The organism is Amphritea balenae (assembly GCF_003858655.1).
Lineage (GTDB): Bacteria > Pseudomonadota > Gammaproteobacteria > Pseudomonadales > Balneatricaceae > Amphritea > Amphritea balenae.
Genome location: NZ_RQXV01000005.1, coordinates 166555 through 188725 on the forward strand (window position 1 = coordinate 166555; position 22171 = coordinate 188725).

General features: G+C 48.6%; 23 protein-coding genes and 1 tRNA gene. 7 read left to right on the plus strand and 17 right to left on the minus strand.

Annotation, left to right across the window (positions count from 1 at the left end; all coding sequences use genetic code 11):
- Nucleotides 1-16 precede the first annotated feature (16 nt).
- From flgH to EHS89_RS10480, 9 genes are all read right to left on the minus strand, one after another.
- A complete protein-coding gene (gene flgH / locus EHS89_RS10440; protein WP_124926096.1) occupies nt 17-691 on the minus strand; it encodes a flagellar basal body L-ring protein FlgH in 675 nt (224 codons plus the stop codon).
- Between the two features lie 45 nt (nt 692-736).
- Complete coding sequence (gene flgG / locus EHS89_RS10445; RefSeq protein WP_124926097.1) at nt 737-1522, minus strand: flagellar basal-body rod protein FlgG; 786 nt, start codon at nt 1520-1522, stop codon at nt 737-739.
- A 75-nt stretch (nt 1523-1597) separates the two neighbouring features.
- Nucleotides 1598-2341, minus strand: a complete 744-nt coding sequence (locus tag EHS89_RS10450) for a flagellar basal body rod protein FlgF (protein ID WP_124926098.1) — start codon at nt 2339-2341, stop codon at nt 1598-1600.
- 168 nt (nt 2342-2509) lie between these two features.
- Nucleotides 2510-4465 carry a flagellar hook protein FlgE gene (locus tag EHS89_RS10455; RefSeq protein ID WP_124926099.1) on the minus strand — a complete coding sequence of 652 codons (1956 nt, stop codon included), beginning with the start codon at nt 4463-4465 and terminating at the stop codon, nt 2510-2512.
- 15 nt (nt 4466-4480) lie between these two features.
- A complete protein-coding gene (locus EHS89_RS10460; RefSeq protein ID WP_124926100.1) occupies nt 4481-5155 on the minus strand; it encodes a flagellar hook assembly protein FlgD in 675 nt (224 codons plus the stop codon).
- 36 nt (nt 5156-5191) lie between these two features.
- Nucleotides 5192-5626 carry a flagellar basal body rod protein FlgC gene (gene flgC, locus EHS89_RS10465; protein WP_124926101.1) on the minus strand — a complete coding sequence of 145 codons (435 nt, stop codon included), beginning with the start codon at nt 5624-5626 and terminating at the stop codon, nt 5192-5194.
- Between the two features lie 2 nt (nt 5627-5628).
- Nucleotides 5629-6030, minus strand: a complete 402-nt coding sequence (flgB, locus tag EHS89_RS10470) for a flagellar basal body rod protein FlgB (RefSeq protein WP_124926102.1) — start codon at nt 6028-6030, stop codon at nt 5629-5631.
- A gap of 337 nt (nt 6031-6367) precedes the next feature.
- Nucleotides 6368-7264, minus strand: a complete 897-nt coding sequence (locus tag EHS89_RS10475; RefSeq protein WP_338080778.1) for a CheR family methyltransferase — start codon at nt 7262-7264, stop codon at nt 6368-6370.
- Nucleotides 7239-8174, minus strand: coding sequence for a chemotaxis protein CheV (locus EHS89_RS10480; protein WP_124926104.1), 936 nt, complete (start codon nt 8172-8174; stop codon nt 7239-7241). The genes EHS89_RS10475 and EHS89_RS10480 overlap by 26 nt, the downstream gene beginning before the upstream one ends.
- A gap of 152 nt (nt 8175-8326) precedes the next feature.
- Between EHS89_RS10480 and flgA the strand changes: the two genes are divergently transcribed.
- The 4 genes from flgA to EHS89_RS10500 all read left to right on the plus strand — a co-directional run bounded on the left by flgA (nt 8327) and on the right by EHS89_RS10500 (nt 9988).
- Nucleotides 8327-8944 (plus strand): flagellar basal body P-ring formation chaperone FlgA, encoded by a 618-nt coding sequence (gene flgA, locus EHS89_RS10485; protein ID WP_229753676.1) that lies wholly within the window; start codon nt 8327-8329, stop codon nt 8942-8944.
- 96 nt (nt 8945-9040) lie between these two features.
- A complete protein-coding gene (gene flgM / locus EHS89_RS10490; protein ID WP_124926106.1) occupies nt 9041-9355 on the plus strand; it encodes a flagellar biosynthesis anti-sigma factor FlgM in 315 nt (104 codons plus the stop codon).
- Nucleotides 9356-9363: 8 nt separating this feature from the next.
- Complete coding sequence (locus tag EHS89_RS10495; RefSeq protein WP_170167475.1) at nt 9364-9852, plus strand: flagella synthesis protein FlgN; 489 nt, start codon at nt 9364-9366, stop codon at nt 9850-9852.
- Between the two features lie 60 nt (nt 9853-9912).
- Nucleotides 9913-9988: transfer RNA gene (locus tag EHS89_RS10500), tRNA-Arg, on the plus strand.
- 60 nt (nt 9989-10048) lie between these two features.
- Here the strand turns inward: EHS89_RS10500 and EHS89_RS10505 are convergent.
- Entirely contained in the window at nt 10049-10414 is a 366-nt protein-coding gene (locus EHS89_RS10505) for a sirohydrochlorin chelatase (RefSeq protein WP_124926108.1), read from the minus strand.
- A gap of 240 nt (nt 10415-10654) precedes the next feature.
- A complete protein-coding gene (locus tag EHS89_RS10510; protein WP_124926109.1) occupies nt 10655-10933 on the minus strand; it encodes a hypothetical protein in 279 nt (92 codons plus the stop codon).
- 313 nt (nt 10934-11246) lie between these two features.
- Here EHS89_RS10510 and EHS89_RS10515 point away from each other — a divergent pair, with 313 nt between their 5' ends.
- Nucleotides 11247-11621, plus strand: coding sequence for a DUF3461 family protein (locus EHS89_RS10515; protein WP_170167476.1), 375 nt, complete (start codon nt 11247-11249; stop codon nt 11619-11621).
- 47 nt (nt 11622-11668) lie between these two features.
- Here the strand turns inward: EHS89_RS10515 and EHS89_RS10520 are convergent, their stop codons facing one another.
- The 6 genes from EHS89_RS10520 to EHS89_RS10545 all read right to left on the minus strand — a co-directional run bounded on the left by EHS89_RS10520 (nt 11669) and on the right by EHS89_RS10545 (nt 18824).
- Nucleotides 11669-12166: an acyloxyacyl hydrolase gene (locus EHS89_RS10520; protein WP_124926111.1), complete on the minus strand. Its 498-nt coding sequence runs from the start codon at nt 12164-12166 to the stop codon at nt 11669-11671.
- Between the two features lie 131 nt (nt 12167-12297).
- Nucleotides 12298-12504 (minus strand): hypothetical protein, encoded by a 207-nt coding sequence (locus tag EHS89_RS10525; protein WP_124926112.1) that lies wholly within the window; start codon nt 12502-12504, stop codon nt 12298-12300.
- Entirely contained in the window at nt 12504-13868 is a 1365-nt protein-coding gene (locus tag EHS89_RS10530) for an NAD-dependent succinate-semialdehyde dehydrogenase (RefSeq protein WP_124926113.1), read from the minus strand. Before EHS89_RS10530 ends, EHS89_RS10525 begins: the two co-directional genes overlap by 1 nt.
- 37 nt (nt 13869-13905) lie before the next feature.
- Nucleotides 13906-14835 carry a dimethyl sulfoxide reductase anchor subunit family protein gene (locus EHS89_RS10535; RefSeq protein ID WP_124926114.1) on the minus strand — a complete coding sequence of 310 codons (930 nt, stop codon included), beginning with the start codon at nt 14833-14835 and terminating at the stop codon, nt 13906-13908.
- A 263-nt stretch (nt 14836-15098) separates the two neighbouring features.
- The gene (locus EHS89_RS10540) at nt 15099-15788 is read right to left on the minus strand and encodes a 4Fe-4S dicluster domain-containing protein (RefSeq protein WP_124926115.1); all 690 of its coding nucleotides are present in this window, start codon (nt 15786-15788) and stop codon (nt 15099-15101) included.
- Nucleotides 15789-15809: 21 nt separating this feature from the next.
- The gene (locus tag EHS89_RS10545) at nt 15810-18824 is read right to left on the minus strand and encodes a molybdopterin oxidoreductase family protein (RefSeq protein ID WP_229753675.1); all 3015 of its coding nucleotides are present in this window, start codon (nt 18822-18824) and stop codon (nt 15810-15812) included.
- A gap of 431 nt (nt 18825-19255) precedes the next feature.
- On the opposite strand from EHS89_RS10545, the gene EHS89_RS10550 reads away from it, so the two are divergent.
- Nucleotides 19256-21052, plus strand: coding sequence for a SulP family inorganic anion transporter (locus EHS89_RS10550; protein ID WP_124926116.1), 1797 nt, complete (start codon nt 19256-19258; stop codon nt 21050-21052).
- A 175-nt stretch (nt 21053-21227) separates the two neighbouring features.
- Nucleotides 21228-21974: a sulfite exporter TauE/SafE family protein gene (locus EHS89_RS10555; protein ID WP_124926117.1), complete on the plus strand. Its 747-nt coding sequence runs from the start codon at nt 21228-21230 to the stop codon at nt 21972-21974.
- The last annotated feature ends 197 nt before the right edge of the window (nt 21975-22171 follow it).

The following is a 22171-nucleotide window of genomic DNA, read 5'->3' on the forward strand; positions in this document are numbered from 1 at the left end:
ATCTCCGTTTCACTGCTCAGAAAGGCATAATTGCGCTGACAAAGAACTTAGACAACCAGCCCATTGAGTTAGAGTCATGTAGTGCACCGCTACCACTGTACGTAATACGGGCATCCGCCAGTTGAGTCGAAACCACACTATTACTGGTAGAGATATCCTGTGGTCGAATCAGGCCACTGACCCGGATGTATTCATCACCCTGATTCAGGGTCAGCCACTTCTCACCTTTCACCACCATCAAACCGTTTGGCAATACATCATGCACCGTCACGGTAATATTGCCGCTCAGGCTGTTGCTCATATCCGACTTACCTTCACCCTCAAATGCAGTGGTAGAAGTACCTGTACTGGCACTCAGCGGCTTTCCAAAGACCTTAGGCTCAAAGCCAAACACGGTAGGCGAAGCGATTGTCTGGGCATTCTCTTTATCTACACTGGTTTTGTTACTCTTCTTCGAAGAGGTACTTTCCTGCAGCACCACAGTAATAATATCGCCTACCCGATGGGCTCGGCCATCACCGTACAAGCTATTACTAGTCGCAGCATTAAAGATCGAACCGGTCACTTCACGAGGTGCCTGCATCGCTTGCGGACGCACCGGGGCAAAGTGAGGGTTATCCGGCTTAGGCGGAGTACTGACACAACCGCTAAGTAGCAGTGTTGATATCATCAGTGTTAGTAATGTTTTCATGATTCAGTTACCTCTCCGGCCCCGTGCCCTGTTACTTATTCAGTCTTACAAATTCTGCGTTACGTACGACAACATCTGATCAGCGGTCGAGATCACTTTTGAATTCATCTCATAGGCCCGCTGTGTAGTGATCATATTTACCAGCTCTTCAACGGCATTCACGTTGGAGCCTTCCAACATACCCTGACGCAGCTGACCAGTACCTCCCTCTCCCGGATTTGCCAAAGCCGGAGCACCACTTGCCGCAGTTTCAAGAAACAGGTTCTGACCAAACGCCTGCAGACCCTGAGGATTAACAAAATCCGCCAGTTGCAGCTGTCCGATCTGTTGAGGATTCGGATCGCCCTGGACCACAACACTGACAATGCCGTCGACACTAACCGTCATTGACTGCACTTCAGACGGTAAGGTCACACCCGGATCCAGCAAATAGCCTTCTGAAGTCACAATCTCGTTATCTGCACTCAGCTGAAACTGACCGTGACGTGTATAACCGGTATCGCCGTTCGGCAGGGTTACCTGCCAAAAGCCACGACCTGCAATAGCAACGTCAAACGCTTCGCCGGTAGTCTGCAATTCACCTTCCTGAAACAGTTTTTGAGTGCCTGCAACCCGCACACCTGAACCCAACTGAAGGCCTGATGGCAGCTGTGACTCTTCAGCCGACTGAGCACCGGGCTGACGTTGAATCTGATACATCAGATCTTCAAATACCGCACGATCTTTCTTAAAGCCAACCGTCGATACGTTTGCCAGGTTATTAGAAATAACCTTCAGGTTGGTGTCCTGCGCACTCAGACCTGTCTTTGCTACAAAGAGGGCTCCATGCATAACTATTCTCCACCCGCATTAATCATTAACTGTTTTATTACTGTCTTTATACTTATCACTGCTTATTACCGCCCTTTACTGGAGCTGCAATATTCGAGCCGCTGCAGACGAGTTTTCCTCAGCGGTTTTCATCATCTTCACATGCATTTCAAACTGACGAGCCAGATCGATCACCGAAGTTAATTCTGAAATAGAGTTAACGTTACTGGACTCAAGAAAACCGGACTGCAATTTAACGTCATTAGCCGGCAATAACGGCTGATTATTGCCGGTATGCATCAGGCCGTCGGTACTCTTAAACAGCTCACCAGGCTCAGTCTTCACCAGTTTAATCTGGTCAAGAATCGCCAGATCGGCAGCACCTTCCCCTAACGGCTTAATAGTAATAGTGCCATCACCGGCAATATCTAACTTTTCAAAGGGAGGCAGGGTAATCGGAATGCCACCGTTACCCATTACACGGACACCAGATCCGGTAACCAGTTGATTGAACTGATTAACCTGCAGCTCACCCTGACGGGTATAGGCCTCTTCACCGTTAGCATTCATAACGGCTATCCAACCATCACCATCAACAGCAACATCCAGTGAGCGACCGGTCTGCATCAGGGTACCACTGGCGGTATTTGTAGCAGGCCGTTCAGCCATGGCATACACCCGTGACTCATGCCCTTCACCCATTACCCGCATCGCCCGGGCCTGAGCAAAGTCAGCCTTAAAACCTGTAGTGGTCGCATTCGCTAGATTGTTAGCATGGGCCTGTTGAGAACGCATATTCTCACGCGCCCCACTCATTGCCAGATACAACACTTTATCCATCAGATTTCCCCGTTTGCCGCTCTACACCTGAAACGGACATCGCTTGCCGCTTTAAGTGGTTAAATTCACTAACAAGTAAAATGCAATGCTTGTGCCAACCTTTACAGCAGGCATAAAAAAAGGCGACCGAAGTCGCCTTTTTGCTGAATATATTTCTGAATAGTTTGATCAGATCTGAAGAATAGCCTGAGTCACCGTATTCAAGGTTTCCAGGGTCTTGGAGTTTGCCTGGAAATTACGCTGCGCTTCAATAAGCTTTACTAACTGTTCAGACAGATCAACGTTAGACTGTTCCAACGCCGCTGATCGCAAGGTTCCGTTCAAACCGGTACCCGGCGGGTTAACAATCGCCTGACCCGAAGACAGCGACTCAACCCACTGGGTATCACCCGCTGGCTGCAGTCCCGACTGGTTCTCGAAGGTAGCAATTGCCACAATACCCAGCGCCTGATTCTGACCATTACTGAAGCTGGCAATCATCTCGCCGGTAGAACCAAATGAGATGCCGACCAAATCACCCTTTGAATAACCATCCTGAGTGGACTGCTTAACAATAGAGTCCGATGCAAACTGAGTGCTGTTATCAAGGCTAAGATCGATAGTAGTTGCACCATTGGCAGGGTCAGCACCCTCAACGGTAATGCTTGGCACCACTGAACCTGGCGTAACGGTCTGACCGTTTATTTCAGCCAGCGTGCCGTCATTGGGCGAGTACTTAATAAGAATCGCGCCCACTTCCGGCAAGTTCAGGCCGCTACCCGGATCAGGCTGCTTACCTATGGTCAGAATAGTATCCTGATTGAGGTAGGCATACATACGATATGTTCCCTCAAAGCTGTCGTCACCATCAACGGTAGCATCCGGACCAATCACATTCGTTACAGCAGCAGGCGTACCGGCAAAGGCATTGGTACCCGATAGAAACACCAGATCCAGATTATCGTCAGTGACATCACCGGCTTCCGGCTTATAGGTCACCAATAACTGGTTATTGGTTGAGTCATAGGTAATGGAATCCACATTGGGATTTGCATCGATAATCGCAGTACGTTTCGCAATAATTTCGTTAGCCACATCTTCTGCGGTTATATCCGCTGTACTGGCATCAAAAGAGAACTGCACACCGGAAATTTCAAACTCAACGGTCGTCGCACCTGCATAGCCCGGACCAAAGCCCGCCGCAGAAAAATCAAACGTATGCTGCTCAGCTGCGGTAATTTCTGATACCACCTCATTCGTTAGCGCAGCAGTACCATTACTAGCGATCAGATCACCATACTGTGTTGAGTCAGATGAAAAGATAACCGAGACAGTATTTGGCGCCGCGGTGGTATCGGTGGTGACATTAAAGATGCGTGGGTCTGCCGCTTTAAGCTCATCCAGTTTTACTGCACTAATCTGACCTGCGGTAAAATCAGTATCAGCTACAGTCACACCTGAAATAGTGTAATTACCTGCGCCACTCACATCAAAGGTATGAACCTCTTTAACCGGACGCTGCTCAACGAAGTTATATTTGATGGTATTGCTGTTACCCAGACTATCCACCGCTTCCATCGTTGTACTGTAGGTGTAGGAACCCGGCTCATCTTTATTGTACGCAGGTAGCAGTTGCGACGCATCTGCGCGGGAATCTATATTAATCGCCAGCGCCATCTCTTCAGTAGCCTTTGGCGGACTTTCCCGCTCAGTTACCGCCAGATTATCAATCGGTAAACGGTTACCCGCCTCATCCAGTTGATAGCCCTGTAAATACTCACCGGTTTTAGAAACGACAAAACCATCTTTATCCAGCTCAAAAGCGCCGGCCCGGCTATAAGATTTACCACCCTGACCATCATCCAACTGGAAGAAGCCACCGCCATTGATCGCCAGATCAAGGTTGTTATTGGTAAATTCTACGGTACCGCCACTAAAATCCTGTGCGATATCGGTAACCGTAACACCGGAACCCGGTACGTTACTGGAGCCTGCCCCCACCACCGCGGTAGTGTAGATATCGCCAAATTCGGTACGAGAAGCTTTGAAACCCACCGTACTTGAGTTGGCTATGTTGTTACCGGTCACATCAAGATCAGTTGTTGCTGCCTTCAGACCCGTGACTGCAGTATTAAAACCCGCCATGGTGTTCTCCTCGGTTTACCCTATCTGTTTAATATCATCCATTGAAACTGAACCTGCTGCGGTATTAATTTTCATACCTATGCCGTTCTGTCCCAGGGTGACACTATTCACGTTATATGCGATGTAGCTGTTAGCGACCTGATACTTACCGTCCACTTGCGCTTCCGCCACTATGCGGTATTTGCCTTCGGGCCTGTCACCCGCATTCCAGACAAAATTATGATCTCCGGCGGTCTGCGCCCCGATACTGATAGTATCGACCTTGGCACCGCTGGCATCATAAATAGATACCTGAACATCAGGTGAGCTGACCGGCAGATCAATCACACCTTTTACCTCTTTAGACGCATCAACCAATGCCACATCAGTCTTGGTATAGACGGTCTGACCAACCAGTGATGACGCTTGTAATGCCGCCTGACTGGTTAACAGCGAAGCCGCCATATCTTCGACTGAGCTGTTCAACTGACCGATACTTTCCACCGTACTCATGCTGGCAATTTGCTGCATAAACTCCGTTGTATCCGCCGGATTGGTTGGATCCTGGTTCTGCAGCTGAGCAATCATCAGCTGCATGAACATATCACTGTCACTCTCAGTCTTAGAACTTGAGGCAGTGGAGTTTGCCTGGTTCGTCTGATTAATCTGATCAAAGACTGATTGTGTGTTATTGACGTTATTTACACTCATAACATACACCTCAAATCAGGCTGCCTTAGCTGTTGATTACTGGCCAAGGGTTAGCGCCCGCTGCATCATCTGCTTTGCAGTATTCATGATCTCAGCATTAATCTGAAAAGAGCGCGACGCTGAGATCATATCCGCCATCTCTTCTACTACATTCACATTCGGGTAAAACACGTAGCCATTCTCATCCGCCATCGGATGATCCGGGTTATATTCCTGACGCAACGGCGCATCGCTTTCAACGATATCGGCAATATTTACGCCCTGTCCCGCCTGTACTCCAAGCGGCTGACTACCCGGTTGAAAATCATCCTGTGGACGAAGCTCAAACACCGGCTTACGGGCACGGTAAGTTTCACCTTCACTACTACTGACACTTTCAGCATTCGCCATATTACTGGCGGTAGTATTTAAACGAACCGTCTGAGCGCTCATTGCTGAGCCGGCAATATCAAAAACATTACTCAGTGACATGATTATTCACCCTTAATGGCGCTGGTAAGGCCTTTAAATTTCTTATTCAAAAATTGAAAAGACGCCTGATAATCCACCGCATTTTCGGTATATCGGGCCATCTCTTCTTGTAAGTTCACGGTATTTCCATCAACACTGGGCTGATCGGGTATGCGGTACATCATCTCGGCGGCAAAATCTGGATTTACCAGCCCAGAATTATGACCTGCATCGGTACGCGCCATAGATAGTGGCTTATGGTCACCCTGCACACCTTGCAGGATGCTTTCAAAATCCAGATCACGGGCCTTGTAGTTAGGCGTATCACTATTGGCAATATTGTTGGCTAAAATTTCAGCACGCTGAATTCGCAGGCCGACTGCCTGTTCATGAATTCCTAGTGCCTTATCAAAGCTAATTGCCATCGGTTTGCCCCAGTGCTCTTTATCTATGTTCTTTTAACAATACCTAGCCCACAGTACTGCAAAAGCGATACCACTTATAAAAAACCTTTATTTAACAACGATATATAAATTTATTTATTATGGAGCGGCAACCGAAGTCCGCTAAAAAACGGCAAAGCGGCAACGCCTTTGTAGCAAAGCGGCAATAGTAAGCCTTAGGCTTCTACAGATAAGAATTGGAGGGATACAAGGAACCTACGAACAAGTTTTACCCATACCCTACGAGGGATTTTCGTAGGCTACTAAACAAAAAAACGCGCCTGAGCGCGTTTTAAATCTGAACAACAAAGCTATTTAACTATTTAGCCCGGTAAATAATGCCAGGACGGCAGTGAATCATCTCATAAAGGTCGTTCAGATCAGCCACCGATTCCGAGGCGCCCAGTAGCAGAAAACCACCAGGCCTCAGTGTTTTATGAATTTTCTGCAGAATATCCCGTTTACGTTCGGTGGAGAAATAGATCAGAACATTACGGCAAAATACGATATCACAAGGACCTATGCCGGTATAAAGTCCGAGCAAATTAAGCTCTCTGAACCGGACTCTGGATTTAATCTCTTTTTTAAGCGACCAGGCCTCATTTTTTCCCGGCTCAAAAAACTGTTTAAGCCGTTCTTGAGACAAGCCTCGTCCCAGCGCCAGCATCTCATACTCGGCTGCACGCGCCTTCTCCAGCACCCGGGTACAGATATCCGTTGCCGTAATCTCTTCACCTAACCTGAAAACGCCAGAATTAACTTTTTTGAATTCATCAATAATCATACTGATCGAGTAAGGTTCCTGCCCTGTAGAGCAGGCCGCCGACCATATTTTCAAACGTTGTCCGCTTCGGCTTTCAGCCAGTTCAGGCAGAATGATGTTCTTTAAAATTTCATAAGGGTGATTATCCCTGAACCATAATGTCTCGTTCGTCGTCATCGCATTGATGACAGCTTCCTTAAGCTCACTATTGCCCGGACGGCTCAAAGTATTAACCAGATCCCCTAGAGACTTGTACTCCCCTTCCTGGAGTATTTTTCCTAACCGACTTTCAACCAGATACTGCTTATGTTTGGCCAGCAAGATACCGCAAGCTTGTTCCAGATAACGACAGAACTGCTCAAATTCCTGCTCTGTAATATTAATCTTCGTGACTGTCAGAACATCTCTCCTCCACTGCTTGCGGGTCTCAACCCTCGAGCAGCTTGATACGATCTACAACAGCTTCTGCAAGCTCATCAGCGTTAAACTTACCAATAAATGCATTAGCGCCTACACGCTTTACCATTGATAAGTTAAAGCGGCCACTAAGCGAGCTGTGAAGTACTACATATAAATTTTTCAATCGATTATCTTCTCTGATTTTTTTCACCAGGGTATAGCCATCCATCTCTGGCATTTCAATATCAGAAATTATCATTAAAAATAGCTGTTCCAGGTCCAGACCTTTATCAGCTAACTGAGTAAGTACCCGCAGCGCAGCCTGGCCATCATTCGCAGTCGTTACCTTGATATTCAGACTTTCCAGGGCTTTTCTGACTTGCGAGCGCGCTACACTTGAATCGTCAACAACCAGAATATGATATTGCGCTGCGCTCTTCTTCACTTCCTCCGTAACTGCGGTGCTTTTTACCTCAGTACTAATAGGAATGAGATCGGCCAATACCTGCTCGACATCAAGAATTTCAATCAGACCACCTTCATGCTGAACAACCGCAGTCAGATAATTGGTTTCCTTAGTTTCAATGGGAGGAGGACTAACCTGATCCCACTTTGCGGGTATGATGCGATCTACTTTACGTACCAGAAAGGCAAGCACCCGGCGATTATATTCTGACACAATAAGAAAGCAGTCCTGACGCAAAGACTCTTCAATGGGGTTATGCCCTATCGCCTCTGCAAGATCGATTACAGGAATCGTTTCGCCACGGATATGGGCTAAACCTTTAAGCGCAGTGGTCTGTTTGGGTATACCGGTCAGCTCTGGACAAGGCAAAACTTCACGGACCTTAAATACGTTAATTCCGTATTCCTGATCATCATTAAGACCGAACAAAAGCAGCTCCAGCCGGTTCTGTCCTGCCATATCTGTACGTTGGTTTACAGTGCTGTTTATACCTGACATGATGCTCTCTGTACTAAGCTTTACCTAAACATTGCAAATTAGCAGCAATGCCAATCCCCGGGAAATCTGTGAACAAACTAGCGTTTACACTTTTAAGCACACTTATAGCGATGTTAGCTGTGCCAGTAAAGAGCAGCATTGCAGCCGAAACAGTGTCCATTGAGCAAAAAGCAGAGCGGTTCTTATTTAACGAATATAGCCTAACAAACCCTCTGGCACGTACAAAGGTCAGTATAAAGCCTCTTTCAGCCTCCCTTAAACAACGTCACTGCAACCAGCCAATCGCCTTTGAACACAAGCCTGGCAGGGCTTCCAGAGCAAATATCAAAGCAGTATGCCAACAACCAAAATGGTCTATATACATCTCGGCGATCATTGAACAATGGCAACCTATCGCAGTCACCAGCAGAGCCCTGAGTAAAGGCACCATTTTGGGAGATACTGACCTATATCTTAAGGAATTCGACGTGCGACGCCTGAATTCCCCTTACTATACTGACCCTGGAGAACTGATTGGCAGAGCGGTCAAACGCGCCGTCGCAGCCAATCAGATTATATCTCCGACACTGATTAAGAAACGTATGCTGATTCACAAAGGTGACCTGGTCTATATCGAGGCCCGCAAAGGGGCTATGACCATCCGTATGTCAGGTGTCGCTCAAAAGGGAGGGGCCCTGGGAGAGCAAATTCCTGTCATCAACAACCGTTCGGGTAAGACGGTTCGGGGTTACGTCAAAAGCCAGGGAGTCATTAGCGTATCCGGTAATTGAACTGCTATAATAGGCCCTGTATTTTTTTGTAAAAATAGCTAAAGATTAATAGCCACTCGCCGATAGCTAAGTTCAGAACAGTATGAGGACCAGACAATGGTTATTGATATCACGGGTTTATCGTCGACACAGACGGCTAACTCTCGTGCCAAGGTAAATGAACAACCTGCGTCCGAGAGTAAAGCTCAACAAACACCGACTACCGAGAAAGCTCCGGTAAATAGCGGTGTAAGCCTGAGCGATGCGGCACAAGCAGTACAGAAAGGTGTAGAACAGCTGGTCGAAGGTGGCACTTCTATAAATGAACAGAAAGTGGCCGAGATCAAAGCTGCAATCGAAGATGGCAGCTACAAAATAGATTATGAAAGCACCGCACGTAATTTATTCCAGATAGAAAGCCAGTTGGATTAAAACAGACTGTGACTTCACTACCACCGCTGAATCAACTCAATGCCCTGACCCGTCAGGGCATTAGCCTTTTGACGACTCTGGATACCCTTCTCGATCAAGAGTATCAGGCACTACAAGAGCGAAAGATTGATCAGTTACAGTTGTTGGTTGAAAAGAAAACCACCGCACTCCAGCAACTCGAAGAAAATAACCAGGCTCGTAACCAACTGTTTATCAATTCAGGGATCACTCCAGATAAAGCTGGCCTACAGGATTACTGCACCAAACTCCCGGATATCGATGCCAAAAGCTTCACTCAGTTCTGGAGCGAACTGGAAACGATACTGCTACAGGTTAATGAAAAGAACCAGCGGAACGAACAGGTTATCAGCCGCAGCAGTCGAAACATGGAACAGCTTCTGAGTATTCTGCGCGGCCAGAATCAAAAAAATATGCTCTATGATCAAAGTGGCGGAAAAGGTAACTACGCCGCTCAGAATCGAATCGGAAAAGCCTGATTTTCTTTGTTTTTACCGGGTGACTCGCCCAGCCAAACTATGTAGAATTGCCTCCGATGCCTCCCCGTAGTTCAACCGGATAGAATAGGGCCCTCCTAAGGCTTAGATAGGGGTTCGAGTCCTCTCGGGGAGGCCACTCTTCACTAATTAGCTAACCCTCGCCTTCTCGACATCAGAACGCCCTAGAAACTCCTCATTAGTTCGTTGGTAATAACCCACACATCAGATCAGCCATCAGATCTGAACTTCCCAGATGGGGCAGAATCTCAATATCCACTCCTGTTTCAGCCTCAGCAGCAAGACCCACCTGCTTAGGGATATCGGTGTGCACATGCCGGCCTTCTGCCAGAAAATAAGGCATTATCAGGACATGGGTAGCGCCTTTCTCAACGCAGCTTTTAATAGCTGCGGGTATTGATGGATCGACCTGCTCCAGATAGGCCGTCATCACTACCGGATAGTCCTGACAAAGGCGCTGTTCTAACTGCTTTCCTAGCTTCATAACTTCGTCATTAGACGCCTGACGACTACTACCATGCGATACAACAACCAACGCTTTCATCTGTTCTCCTGAAAGATAAAATAAAAATATCGCCTATGATCTTTAGCAATAACAGAGAGCATAATCACTATCAGTGGAGAGCTGTTTGACAATTAGCAATTATCAGACAAAAAAAAACCGCTGGAGAGCGGTTTAAAAGTGCGTTTAGAGAAAAACAACATACATAACAAAAAGAAGAGTGCGATCAACAAACCAGGTAAAGCATTACTGAGCAAGCCTGCTGATCTTCATCCATGGTGCTCAGTTAACGATTAAGGGGTCTGCTTTAGCCGCCTCTTTTTGTGCCAGAGCAGCTTCGGCCATTTTCTTGCCAAACAGCTCCATCACATCAAGGTTCTGATCAGGATTTTCGCTGGCTTCATCCATCGCAGCGACCATCGCTTCAACGGTAGGCAGAGTCTTTTCTACCAGTTGCTGAATATAAGCCTCGGGAGATGTACCTGTGTACTTATGGTAACGATCAAACAGTTCAACTGTTTCTGGTTGCAGTTCAACATTTACAAAAGACTTAGTAGCCATACTTAACTATCTCCAGATCTTATTCTTTTAATTAATTCAATATCTGTACCCGATGCCACCATACATCTGTCAGTCAGACTGTTATTCCGGTTATGACTGCTGTGCCAGTTCAGAACTGGCTATCAGCGATGATTTAAATATAGGAGATCACCTAAGCAGACATTAGAACCAGAAAATAACAGTTTCTGGAGCCAGTCAGGTCTGACTGGCCATATAACCGACACCAAACTGGCCCTAGTCATTGTCCTGCTTAGAATAAAGAATAAGGCTGAGATAAAACTATAAAAAATCACTCAAGATGACGGGCAGAAAAATGGCAGAATATACAACCCTGCAGGCGATGGGTATTACCGATATAAACAACATCAGCCACTATAAACTAAGTCAGAAAGAGAACACCGAAGAACTAAAAGTCTATTTTAAACGCCCAGAAGGCTCGACTCTGCCGAATAGCAGCAGCTTTAGTTTTGAAATAAATAAAGTTGTTGCCGCTGATAATGAAGCCCTGGCTCAAAACACTAAGGGTAGCGATCCTGTTCTTATTGCTGCCATCGGCGAACTTAACAGTCTGTCCAAGCAACAGAGCAAAGGTGATCGCCGCAATATTCTGATGCAGGAAATTGACCGTATGGAACAGGTGATGAGCGCTAAAATCCAAGAATTACGCGATGATCTGGCGCGTATTTAGCACCGACATCTATAGAATCAAGGCCGCATTAGCGGCCTTTTCTACGCTCAGAATATATCCACCTTTACACTGTAAGTGATGAAAACAGAATTGGCGCCGGGATTTTTTTCATTTGCACCCGCATTAGACAGATGAGTCACTCCCAGCCCAATCCGGGACAATTCATTCAGCCTGAAGCTCAGATCCAAGCCTGAACGGAACTGCAACTCCCCTCCCAGATCATTACTATCCCCCGCTTCATACCAACTGACAGCAGCATGAGGCGTCAAATCCCAATCATTGTTCAGATTAAAATCATATCGGATACCGCCATAAACCCAGTAACCACCATCGTCATTAACCTCAATACCTACCGCAGGACGTATATTATAGAAAGAATCCCTGGGCGCCCCTCGGTATTCAATACCATACTGAGTGACCTCTTCCTTAGTTACTTCGAAGATACCGGCAGAGACTGCGATTTCATCCGCTGACCCGGCAATTGCAGTCGGAATATAGAAAAAAATAAAAGCCAGAAACGTACAACTAACACTATGGGAAGGCATAGCAACCTCCTACGAAACAACAGCCCCTTCCCCTGCTATAAAAATAATCAATACTCTACACATTAGTATCAGATTCGCCGTGCTACAAAAAAAGGAGACATTTGTCTCCTTTTTTGTAAAGATTCTTTTACTTACTTCTTTCTGACCAGCCCCTCTACCGTCCCATTGCCTGATTGAGCGTCCCGATTGCTACGCTTCAATTGCGGGCTGATATAATCAAATGAACAGCTAGCATCTGACAGCTTATCCGGGCAATGATCTTCAGATGACTGCCCCAAAACCGCTTCCTGCTTACTGAAGATATCCCAGGTCAGAAATACCGTCTGGCCATCGACCATCAAGCGACCCAGATCGATTTGGTATTACAAAACTCCCGAATACCCGCTTCACCCAACTCACGGCCCAGACCAGAGGCTTTCACTCCCCCGAACGGCATACGAATATCACTGGCTACCTGAGCATTCAGGAATGCATTACCTACGTCCAATCGCCTAAGCATCGCTTCACCTTTTTCCAGATCCTGAGTCCAGACACTGGCCCCCAGGCCAAACCGGGTGGCGTTTGCCTGAGCGATCGCATCCGCTTCATCCTGAACAGCGACAATAGCCGCTACCGGACCAAATATTTCTTCGTTATAGGCGGTCATACCCAGCTTTACATTAGCTAATACCGTTGGCGCAAAGAAGAACCCCTCACCCGGCATGTACTCTCCACCGGCTAGCAGCTCAGCCCCTTCTTCAACGGATGCTAACACCTGCCGCTGCACCTGCTCACGTAAGTCATCACGAGCCATCGGTGCAATAGTGGTTTCAGGTGAGAGAGGATCACCCTGCTGCATCGCTTTAGCCTGGGCCACCATTTTCTCGGTAAACTCTTCGATACGAGATGGCACGACCAGAAAACGTTTAGCGGCAATACAGATCTGACCGGCATTACCAAACCGAGCCCGCATAGCAACCTCAACAGCGGCATCAATATCAGCATCATCCAGAACGATGAACGGATCAGATCCACCCAACTCCAGAACTACTTTTTTCAAATGCTGGCCGGCCAGTGCTGCAATTTTACGGCCGGCAGCTTCACTACCGGTAAAGGCGATACCCTGCACCCGATGATCAGCAATAACTTTGGCACTCTGATCAACCGAGATAGTCAGGTCTGTCACCAGACCTTCAGGGGCACCCGCATCACGCAGAATCTGCTCAATCGCTTTTGCACAGCGCGGCACATTTGGCGCATGCTTCAAAAGCAAACCGTTACCCGCCATCAGTGTTGGCACCAGACAACGGAACACCTGCCATAAAGGAAAGTTCCAGGGCATGATTGCCAGCACAATACCCAAAGGCTCATAGCTGATAAGACTCTTACGCGCGGGAGTTTCAATTATTTCATCCTGCAGCATCGCTTCAGAATTATCGGCATAGTAACTGCAGGCAGACGCACACTTATCTACTTCACCAAACGCCTCTACAAGGCGCTTACCCATCTCCAGAGAGATAACATGCGCCAGCGCTTCACGCTGATCATGCAGCACTTCAGCAACAGATTTAAGCAGCGCCGCCCGGTCAGCGAAACTGCTGGACGCCCATGCCCGGGCGGTTTTATCAGCCTGAGTCAGCTTCTGCTCTAACTGCACTTCGGTTAGAAAATCAAATTGTTCCAGCAACTCGCCTGTTGCTGGATTCCGGGTTTCAAAATTCATTCTCTATCTCCTTAATTAGCTTCAGACTGTTTTAGCTTCAGACGGTCTGATCACCATGGAATAAACGTACAACGTGACGCGCTTCAGCAAAGAACAACCAACGCTCAACCAATAAACCGGCCAACGTCAGCAGGGCAGCAATAATCAACAGAACACTGCTGGACGTCAGCAGTAACAGGAAAGGCACAACAAAGGCCAGTACCAGCATCAACAGACGCATGCGCACCAGCTTATTAGCGGCAACGGTATAACCGAATTCATTATTCAGGAAGCTGTTAGAAGTATGACCCTGATCCAACAAGCGCACATTGGCCTGGGTAAAGCCGGTCGCGGTATTGATAGTGCTACCCGCAGGCTTACCTATCCAGAACAGATACACCAGTTTACATACCGCCCCCAGCACCAGCAGCGCTAACGCCAGAGTATAAAGTGAAGAGGACAACTCCCCACCGATCAGCGACTGCAGCGCCGCCAACAGCAAGGACCCGGACATCAGGCCCAGCGCTATGTAGTTAACCGGTGTCAGCGAAGAGTTCCATTGCCGGATCGTCTTCAGACTGGCATAGATCATACTGGTACAAAACAGCGTCAGCATCGCCAGCACGGCGGTCAGAATACCCGCCAACAGGCCCAGGGCCGTTACCTCGCTACCGCCGAAAAAGATCGCTGCCAGATAAGTCAGCGCAAACGGATAAAACAACACCGCAAAAACCGCCTCGCGGGACAGCCATGAAGTTTTAAAACGACTGAACGCACGCCATGCATTCTTAGGATTGGTCAGGTGCAGCGTCGACGACAACAAACCGCCGGTAATCAGCGCTATTGCCAACACGCCACCACTGAGCAACACAGTACTATCCTGTAACTGAGGCAACCCAGCCAGATGGCCGATAATCATCAATGTCATCAGGCCATAACCGGCACCGGACATCACGGTAAATATAAGAACTGAAAAAGCCGGATGCATAATACATTCTCCGTTTTTCGAGGCCGATAAACTGGCCCTGTTTTTTATTATTTGCCTGTTACTAATTTGTTTAGAAACACGCACAAATTTTCTTTAGAACCAAGGTGCCTTTCTGACTGATCCGATCGTCGCGAGGGGCAGACTGGCTGAGTCAGATTTCCTTATCTTTCGCGGCGAATAGCAGCGCTCTTTAACAAGGAAGATCATGAAATATGGCCAGCCAGGCTGTTCCGCAGTAGATCAGCGTTCAGTCAGACAGGTACCTATCTCGAAATGACCTTGTTCACCCAGTCTTTTACGCTGGCCGCCACCGACCTCGGCTCATACATCTCCACCACCGGCTTATTACGTGGCGGCAGGTAAGTATTTACCGGGTTATAACCCAGCTCAGGCATCAGCTGTTTACCGGCTCGATCACGTACCAACTTGCTCACTTCTGAGTTCGGATCATCAAAATCGCCAAATACCCGTGACTTGGTCGGACAGGTCATTACGCAAGCCGGCTTACGTTCATCCTCAGGCAGCTTCTCGTCGTAGATACGGTCGACACAGAGAGTACATTTCTTCATGGTTCCCTGTGACGGATCGATCTCACGAGCGCCATATGGGCAAGCCCAGGAGCACAAGTTACAACCCATGCACTTATCCTGATCCACCAGGACGATACCGTCCTCTTCACGCTTATAGGACGCTCCCGTCGGACACACCGTCACGCATGCGGCATTATCACAATGCATACAGGACATCGGCATATTCACGGTTTTACTGTTCGGGGTGTCGTCCACCTCATAGGTACGGATACGGTTCAGCCACGCCCCATTGGGGTCTTTACCATAGGGGTTTTCATCGGACAGCGGGCCGATGGTGCCAGAGGTGTTCCACTGCTTACAGGCTGTGGCACAGCCATGACAGCCAACACAGGTATCCAGATCAACTACCAGACCTAATTTCATCTTATTATTCTCCGTCTGCAGTTACTTCTCGCCGCGGGTCAGAATGTCTGACATCGAGCGAACCAGATTGACATTTTTATGGGAGCTATAGCTAAGCATGTCCGGAGACGGCTTAGCATTTGGCTGTGGCTTCAGTGCTGCAAAGCTAGGCCAGGATCCCGTTTCTCCCGGTGCGGCCGGCGTGATTTTCACCCGCAGGTCGTACCAGGCTGCCTGTCCGGTGACAGGGTCGGAGTTAGTAACACGGTCTATCTTGTCACCCTTCTGCGGCAACAATTCAGAGATCAGGTGGTTCATCAGGAAACCATCGCTGGCTTCATTGGCATCATCAGACAAACCCCATGCACCGCCGCGCTTAGCAATCGCGTTCCAGGTCCATACTGTCTGTTCGTTGGTGCCTTCCATCAGTTTCACCTGCGTCCGGATCTTACCGTTATGGGATTCCACCCAAACCCAGGACAGATCTTCGATACCATCACGCTCAGCCGCCACCCGATTCATGTACAGATAGTTCTGCGACATGATCTGACGCAACCAGGCGTTCTGGCTGTCCCAGCTGTGATACATAAACATCGGACGTTGATTCACAGCATGATACGGGTACTCATCACGATCGATTCGCTGCTCTTCTAACGGCATGTAGTAGATAGGCAGTGGATCAAAGTACTTAACCAGACGCTCTTTATGGTGCTCTTCAGTCGGCATCGGGCCGTCGTACAACCCCTGTCCCGCCAGACGGAAGGTCTGCAGTTTTTCAGAGTAGAGTTCAATCACAATCTGATTGGTTGAACCGACCCAGGAAGCTTCTTTCGCCAGCGTCAGATAATCCAGATTAGCGTGACGCATGTAACGCTGATTCGGCTTCAGCCTTTGTTCGAAGAAACCTTCATTCTCTTCATAGGCTTCCCACTGGCGAGGGTTTGGCTCACCACGTAATGATTTTTCACCGTCTTTACCGCGGTAACCCGCCAGGAAGCCGATACCCGGCTCTTTCTCAAAGTTGATAATGAAGTCTTTATAGCCTTTGTACTTAGGCTTGCCTTCAGGATTAGTGAATGCTGGGAAGCCTAAACGTCCCGCCATCTCTACCATCACTTCCTGCCATGAAAGTACATCACGGTCCGGCTGTATCACCGGAATACGTACCGCGTCACAGGCGGCATCCGGTTCAGAGATAGGTCGGTCCAGCATCGAAATAGTGTCGTACCGCTCCAGATAAGTAGTATCCGGCAGCACCAGATCAGAGTACGCCACCATCTCAGAGTTAAAGGCATCGGAGCAGACGATAAACGGGATTTTATACTCACCGTCATCCTCCTTAGCACAAAGCATATCCAGGGTCTGGGCGGTATTCATACTGGAGTTCCAGGCCATATTGGCCATGAACAGCATCAGGGTATCGATCTTATACGGATCGCCTTTTACCGCATTACTGATCACCATATGCATCAGACCATGACAGGAGATAGGTGCATCCCAGCTGTAGGCCTTATCGATACGCAATGGATTACCTTCAGCGTCGATCACCAGATCTTCAGGGCTGGTTGGGAAACCCAGTGGTGGTGATTTCAGCGGTGTATTCGGTGCCATCTCTTTGGCAGGCTTAATACCCGGCGGTACATGTTTCGGGAATGGAGGCTTAGCCAGGTGCCCCCCAGGACAATCAATAGTGCCCAACAGAACTTGTAACAGATGAATCGCACGGCAGGTCTGGAAACCGTTAGAGTGCGCAGAGACACCACGCATCGCATGCATCGATACCGGACGGCCAATGAACTTATCCTGCTTTCGGCCAGCCCAGTCGGTCCACTCGACATCGATAGTAATGCTTTCTTTGAACGCTACATGGGCCATTTCCAGCGCCATACGTTCAATATCTTCTGCCGCAACACCACATTCTTTTGCGGCGACTTCTGGCGAATATTGCTCATCCAGATATTTGTCTAACATAATGCTCATGGCAGTACGCAGCGGCGTACCATCAGGCGCTGTGTATTCACCAAATAGTGCTGGATTAATATCCGGCAGGTTTGCGTCTACATAGGCTTCTTTTACCAGATCCCATACCTGTGGCTGCTCGCCCTTACCTTCGGCTAAGGAGCCACGATAGAACAGGCCATCGCCTTTCTGTCCCGGGGTGTTAACCACCAGCTGTGCGGAGTTGGTATAGCGGATCAGAAACTCTTCATCCACCAGCTGATTTTTCAGCAGCACATGCACCATCGACAGTGCCAGAATACCGTCGGTGCCCGGACGAATAGCCACCCACTCATCGGCAATCGCCTGGTAACCGGTACGCACCGGGTTTATTGCAACAAACTTGGCACCGCGCTCTTTCAGGCGTTTCAAACCCAACTTGATCGGATTCGAGGCGTGGTCTTCTGCCACACCCCACATCATGAAGTATTTGGTGTTTTCCCAGTCCGGATCACCAAACTCCCAGAATGCGTGGCCCATAGTGTACAGGCCACCGGCCGCCATATTGACAGAACAGAAGCCGCCGTGCGCTGCCCAGTTGATAGTACCAAACTGGCTTGCCCACATGCCGGTCAGCGCCTGCATCTGGTCACGGCCAGTGAAGTAAGCTAACTGTTTAGGGTCGGTCGCACGGATCCTGGCCAGACGTTTTTCCAGCATATCCAGCGCCCGTTCCCAGGAGATCTCTTCAAACTCGCCAGCACCACGCTCAGTACCCGGCTTACGCAGCAACGGGGAGCTTAGTTTGGCTGGTGAATATTGCTTCATGATGCCAGAGTTACCTTTGGCACAAAGCACACCCTTATTCACCGGATGATTTGGATTACCCTGAATAAAACGAACTTTATTATCTTCTACTGTTACTTTAATACCGCAGCGACAGGCACACATATAACAAGTTGTGTACTTGGTTTCCTGATTATCGCGATCTTCAAACTGAGGCAAGCTGGAGTCGCAGATCTGCACTGTTTCATCAGCACCTTCTTTAGCGAATACGCCAGTCTGGTCCGTGGCCGCCTGGTTCATATCGTTCTGTTTAAGAGTGGCTTGGCTTGTCATATTTATTATTCCACCGTCGCGTCATGGCCCGTATTGCAACCATCACCCATGAGTTTTAAATGCCGTAAGTTGCAGAGTCTTAAAACTGAGCTCCTGTTATTTGCTACAGGAATTCGACCCTGCCATTTATGCTATGAACTGGACAGGATCGGCACAATGACCAGTCTTAAAAGTCCGATGGGACCAGAAGTGGCATTAAAATTTACTCAAAACTGGTTCTACTGGCACCAATGATGTCTTACTAGAGTAAACTGAGATCAGTTTCAGCCGACAGCACCAAGGGCCTGCATATTAAGGGTTATCAGATGCCGCCAATATGAACCGGACTAGCACAACGACCAGACAGAAAGTGAAGTTTACTAAGTAAACTAATATCAGTTTCAGCCCCGATACTTCACATAACAACGAGCCAGCGAATTAAGGGTTATCAGATGCCACAAAGCACCGGAAACAGTACCGCTCATTCACAGACTGGCAAGCACTCAGCTATTACCCGACTGCTGCCGTTTCTGGTCTGGATGCGGCTGATTACGCCGGCCAAAGCACGGGATGATCTGTTTGCCGGTCTAACTAATGCTGTTATTGTGCTGCCTCAGGGTGTGGCTTACGCCCTCATCGCAGGTATGCCCCCGGAATACGGCCTTTATGCCGCCATAGTGCCAGCGATTATCGCAGCCCTGTTCGGCTCATCCTGGCACCTGATCTCAGGCCCTACCGCAGCTTTATCGATAGTGGTCTTCACCACCGTTAGTCCACTGGCGGAACCCGGCTCAGCTGAATTTATCAATCTGGTACTGGTACTGACCCTGATGGCAGGGCTGTTTCAGCTGCTGCTGGCTTTTTTCCGTTTCGGCACGCTGGTTAACTTTGTTTCTCACTCAGTAGTAGTTGGCTTTACCACTGGCGCAGCGATCGTTATCGCCTCCAGTCAGGTAAAAAACATTTTAGGTGTCAGTGTTGAAAGCAGTGGTAGTTTTATCTCCACCTGGCAGGGCGTCATTGCTGCCGCAGGTGACACCAACTGGTTTGCCGTTTCTGTTGCTGCCGTAACGGTGGTCTGCTGTATTCTGGTTAAGAAGCTACTACCGCGCTGGCCGAATATGCTGATCGCCATGGTGGTCAGCAGTGGCTACGCCTGGTGGTTGGGTGCGGCTGACAAAGGCATACAGCTGGTTGGCGAAATCCCCGGCAGTCTACCGCCGTTTCTGTTTCCACAGATTGATGCCGGTTCACTTTACGAACTGGCACCGGGTGCCATTGCTATCGGCCTGTTAGGACTGGTTGAAGCGGTCTCTATCGCCCGTTCAGTCGCCACCCGATCCCGTCAAAGCATTCATGGCAACCAGGAATTTTATGGCCAAGCACTGTCCAACATTGTCGGTTCAGTGTTTTCCTCCTATGCCTCTTCCGGCTCCTTTACCCGTACCGGTGTTAACTACTCTTCTGGCGCAAGAACACCATTGGCAGCCATTATTGCGGCCATTTCACTGGCGGCTATTGTGCTACTGTTTGCCGATCTGACCAGCTATGTCCCGATCCCCTCCATGGCAGGTCTGTTATTGATAGTGTCCTGGAACCTGATCGACTTTCATCACATCGGCTGTATCTTCAAAGCAGGTAAGTCTGAGTTTGCAGTGCTGGCGGTCACCTTCTGTGCCACTCTGGTCATGGCGCTGGAATTTGCCATCTATCTGGGCGTCATTCTGTCTCTGGTGTTCTATCTTAAGCGCACCTCGCAGCCCACTATTGTTGAAGTACTGCCAGACCCTAACAGCCCAAGCCCCTTCTTTAACCCGGCCCACAATGATCAACAGCCACGCTGTCCACAACTGCGTATTATCCGTATCGAAGGCTCACTGTTCTTCGGTGCAGTAAACTTTGTTAAGGACTACCTTGAAAATGTCAGCGAAGCTAACGTTTTGATTGTTGCTAACGGTGTTAATCATATCGATATAGCCGGTGCTGAGATGCTGATGAATGAAGCCCAACGGCGCCGGGAGAAAGGTCAGACACTCTACCTTTCAAACCTTAAAGTTCAGGTAAATGAGTATCTGAGTAAAGGCGAATATCGTGCCGCCATCGGTGAAGAGCAAATATTCCTCTCTAAAGGTATCGCTATCACACAAATCTATAACCGGCTTAATCGAGATATATGTGATCACTGTAAAAGCCGCATCTTTATCGAATGTAAACCCACCATCATTGCCAGCGACACGGTACAGAATTAAGCCGCGGGGCGACAACATCAGCGGTTCAAAGATACACAAACGATTTAAGCACTGGCCTCACTCGAAGGTCTAATCTGGACAGTCAGCTATGCTGGCTGTTCCTCTATAATTGCGCTCAGTGCGCTACCCCGACTTTCGTTCAGTTGTCTGAACCCATACTGAGACTCTCTGCTACATGGATCTACTGATACTTCTCCCCTTTATCACCATCATCGCCTTTGCGACCTATGTGCAAACCGTCACCGGCTTTGCCCTGGGCATGATAGTCATGGGCGCAGTAACCACCTTTGATCTGGTACCTATCGCTTTCACCTCAGTGGTGATCAGCATAGTCACCTTCATCAATGGCGCAGTCGCCCTGAAAGGTAACTATAAAGCCGTCGACCTTAAACGGGTGGTGATCACCTGCAGTGCAATGTTCCCTGCAATACTGGGGGGATTGTTGGTACTGGACTATATGAGCAGCGATCTTAATAGCCTGTTACAGGTTCTGCTGGGGCTAACGATTATCGTGGCCGGACTCATGATCATGCTCAAACCCGAGCCCATGACAAAGCCTTCCGGCACCCTGATGTTTGCCGGCTCCGGTGCTGTTGCCGGTTTTATGGCAGGCCTGTTCAGTATGGCCGGACCACCACTGGTTTACTTGTTCTACCGTCAGCCGTTCGAACTTAAAACCATCCGTCTCTGCCTGCTCAGTATCTTCCTACTCAGTGCCGTCGGCCGTACCACACTCGTTGGTGCTCAAGGCGGCCTGACCATCGACATGCTGACATTCTCAGTTATCTGTCTGCCCATCGTTACGCTATTCACCTGGCTGGGTAAAAATTATCCCCCCAACGTCAGCCCGACAACGTTGCGCAGGCTGGCGTTCTTTTTGCTGATCATCATTGGGGCAAGCCTGGTAGTTAAAAATATATAAGTAATACAAACACTTCGCTTGTCCGAACGCCACTTCGTGGCTTGTCCGACCTACGGCACAGCACCTTTTAAGAACGGTATCCTGCAGCTCTCACAAGCTTTTAAATATTTTTTCCTGACAAGTAGCTTGCTGCGATCGGACAAGTATCGAAGATACGATCGGACAAGCGCAAAGCGCGTTCGGAATACTGGCCACAT

Coding starts and splice junctions, on each gene's coding strand:
- flgB (WP_124926102.1), bottom strand. CDS start 6,030: ATGGCAATTAGCTTTGATAAGGCACTAGGAATTCATGAACAGGCAGTC.
- EHS89_RS10530 (WP_124926113.1), bottom strand. CDS start 13,868: ATGAATTTTGAAACCCGGAATCCAGCAACAGGCGAGTTGCTGGAACAA.
- EHS89_RS10515 (WP_170167476.1), top strand. CDS start 11,247: ATGGCAGAATATACAACCCTGCAGGCGATGGGTATTACCGATATAAAC.
- EHS89_RS10505 (WP_124926108.1), bottom strand. CDS start 10,414: ATGAAAGCGTTGGTTGTTGTATCGCATGGTAGTAGTCGTCAGGCGTCT.
- EHS89_RS10455 (WP_124926099.1), bottom strand. CDS start 4,465: ATGGCGGGTTTTAATACTGCAGTCACGGGTCTGAAGGCAGCAACAACT.
- EHS89_RS10460 (WP_124926100.1), bottom strand. CDS start 5,155: ATGAGTGTAAATAACGTCAATAACACACAATCAGTCTTTGATCAGATT.
- EHS89_RS10510 (WP_124926109.1), bottom strand. CDS start 10,933: ATGGCTACTAAGTCTTTTGTAAATGTTGAACTGCAACCAGAAACAGTT.
- EHS89_RS10450 (WP_124926098.1), bottom strand. CDS start 2,341: ATGGATAAAGTGTTGTATCTGGCAATGAGTGGGGCGCGTGAGAATATG.
- EHS89_RS10550 (WP_124926116.1), top strand. CDS start 19,256: ATGCCACAAAGCACCGGAAACAGTACCGCTCATTCACAGACTGGCAAG.
- EHS89_RS10525 (WP_124926112.1), bottom strand. CDS start 12,504: ATGGTCGATGGCCAGACGGTATTTCTGACCTGGGATATCTTCAGTAAG.
- flgM (WP_124926106.1), top strand. CDS start 9,041: ATGGTTATTGATATCACGGGTTTATCGTCGACACAGACGGCTAACTCT.
- EHS89_RS10480 (WP_124926104.1), bottom strand. CDS start 8,174: ATGTCAGGTATAAACAGCACTGTAAACCAACGTACAGATATGGCAGGA.
- EHS89_RS10540 (WP_124926115.1), bottom strand. CDS start 15,788: ATGAAATTAGGTCTGGTAGTTGATCTGGATACCTGTGTTGGCTGTCAT.
- EHS89_RS10555 (WP_124926117.1), top strand. CDS start 21,228: ATGGATCTACTGATACTTCTCCCCTTTATCACCATCATCGCCTTTGCG.
- EHS89_RS10520 (WP_124926111.1), bottom strand. CDS start 12,166: ATGCCTTCCCATAGTGTTAGTTGTACGTTTCTGGCTTTTATTTTTTTC.
- flgG (WP_124926097.1), bottom strand. CDS start 1,522: ATGCATGGAGCCCTCTTTGTAGCAAAGACAGGTCTGAGTGCGCAGGAC.
- flgC (WP_124926101.1), bottom strand. CDS start 5,626: ATGTCACTGAGTAATGTTTTTGATATTGCCGGCTCAGCAATGAGCGCT.
- flgH (WP_124926096.1), bottom strand. CDS start 691: ATGAAAACATTACTAACACTGATGATATCAACACTGCTACTTAGCGGT.
- EHS89_RS10545 (WP_229753675.1), bottom strand. CDS start 18,824: ATGACAAGCCAAGCCACTCTTAAACAGAACGATATGAACCAGGCGGCC.
- EHS89_RS10535 (WP_124926114.1), bottom strand. CDS start 14,835: ATGCATCCGGCTTTTTCAGTTCTTATATTTACCGTGATGTCCGGTGCC.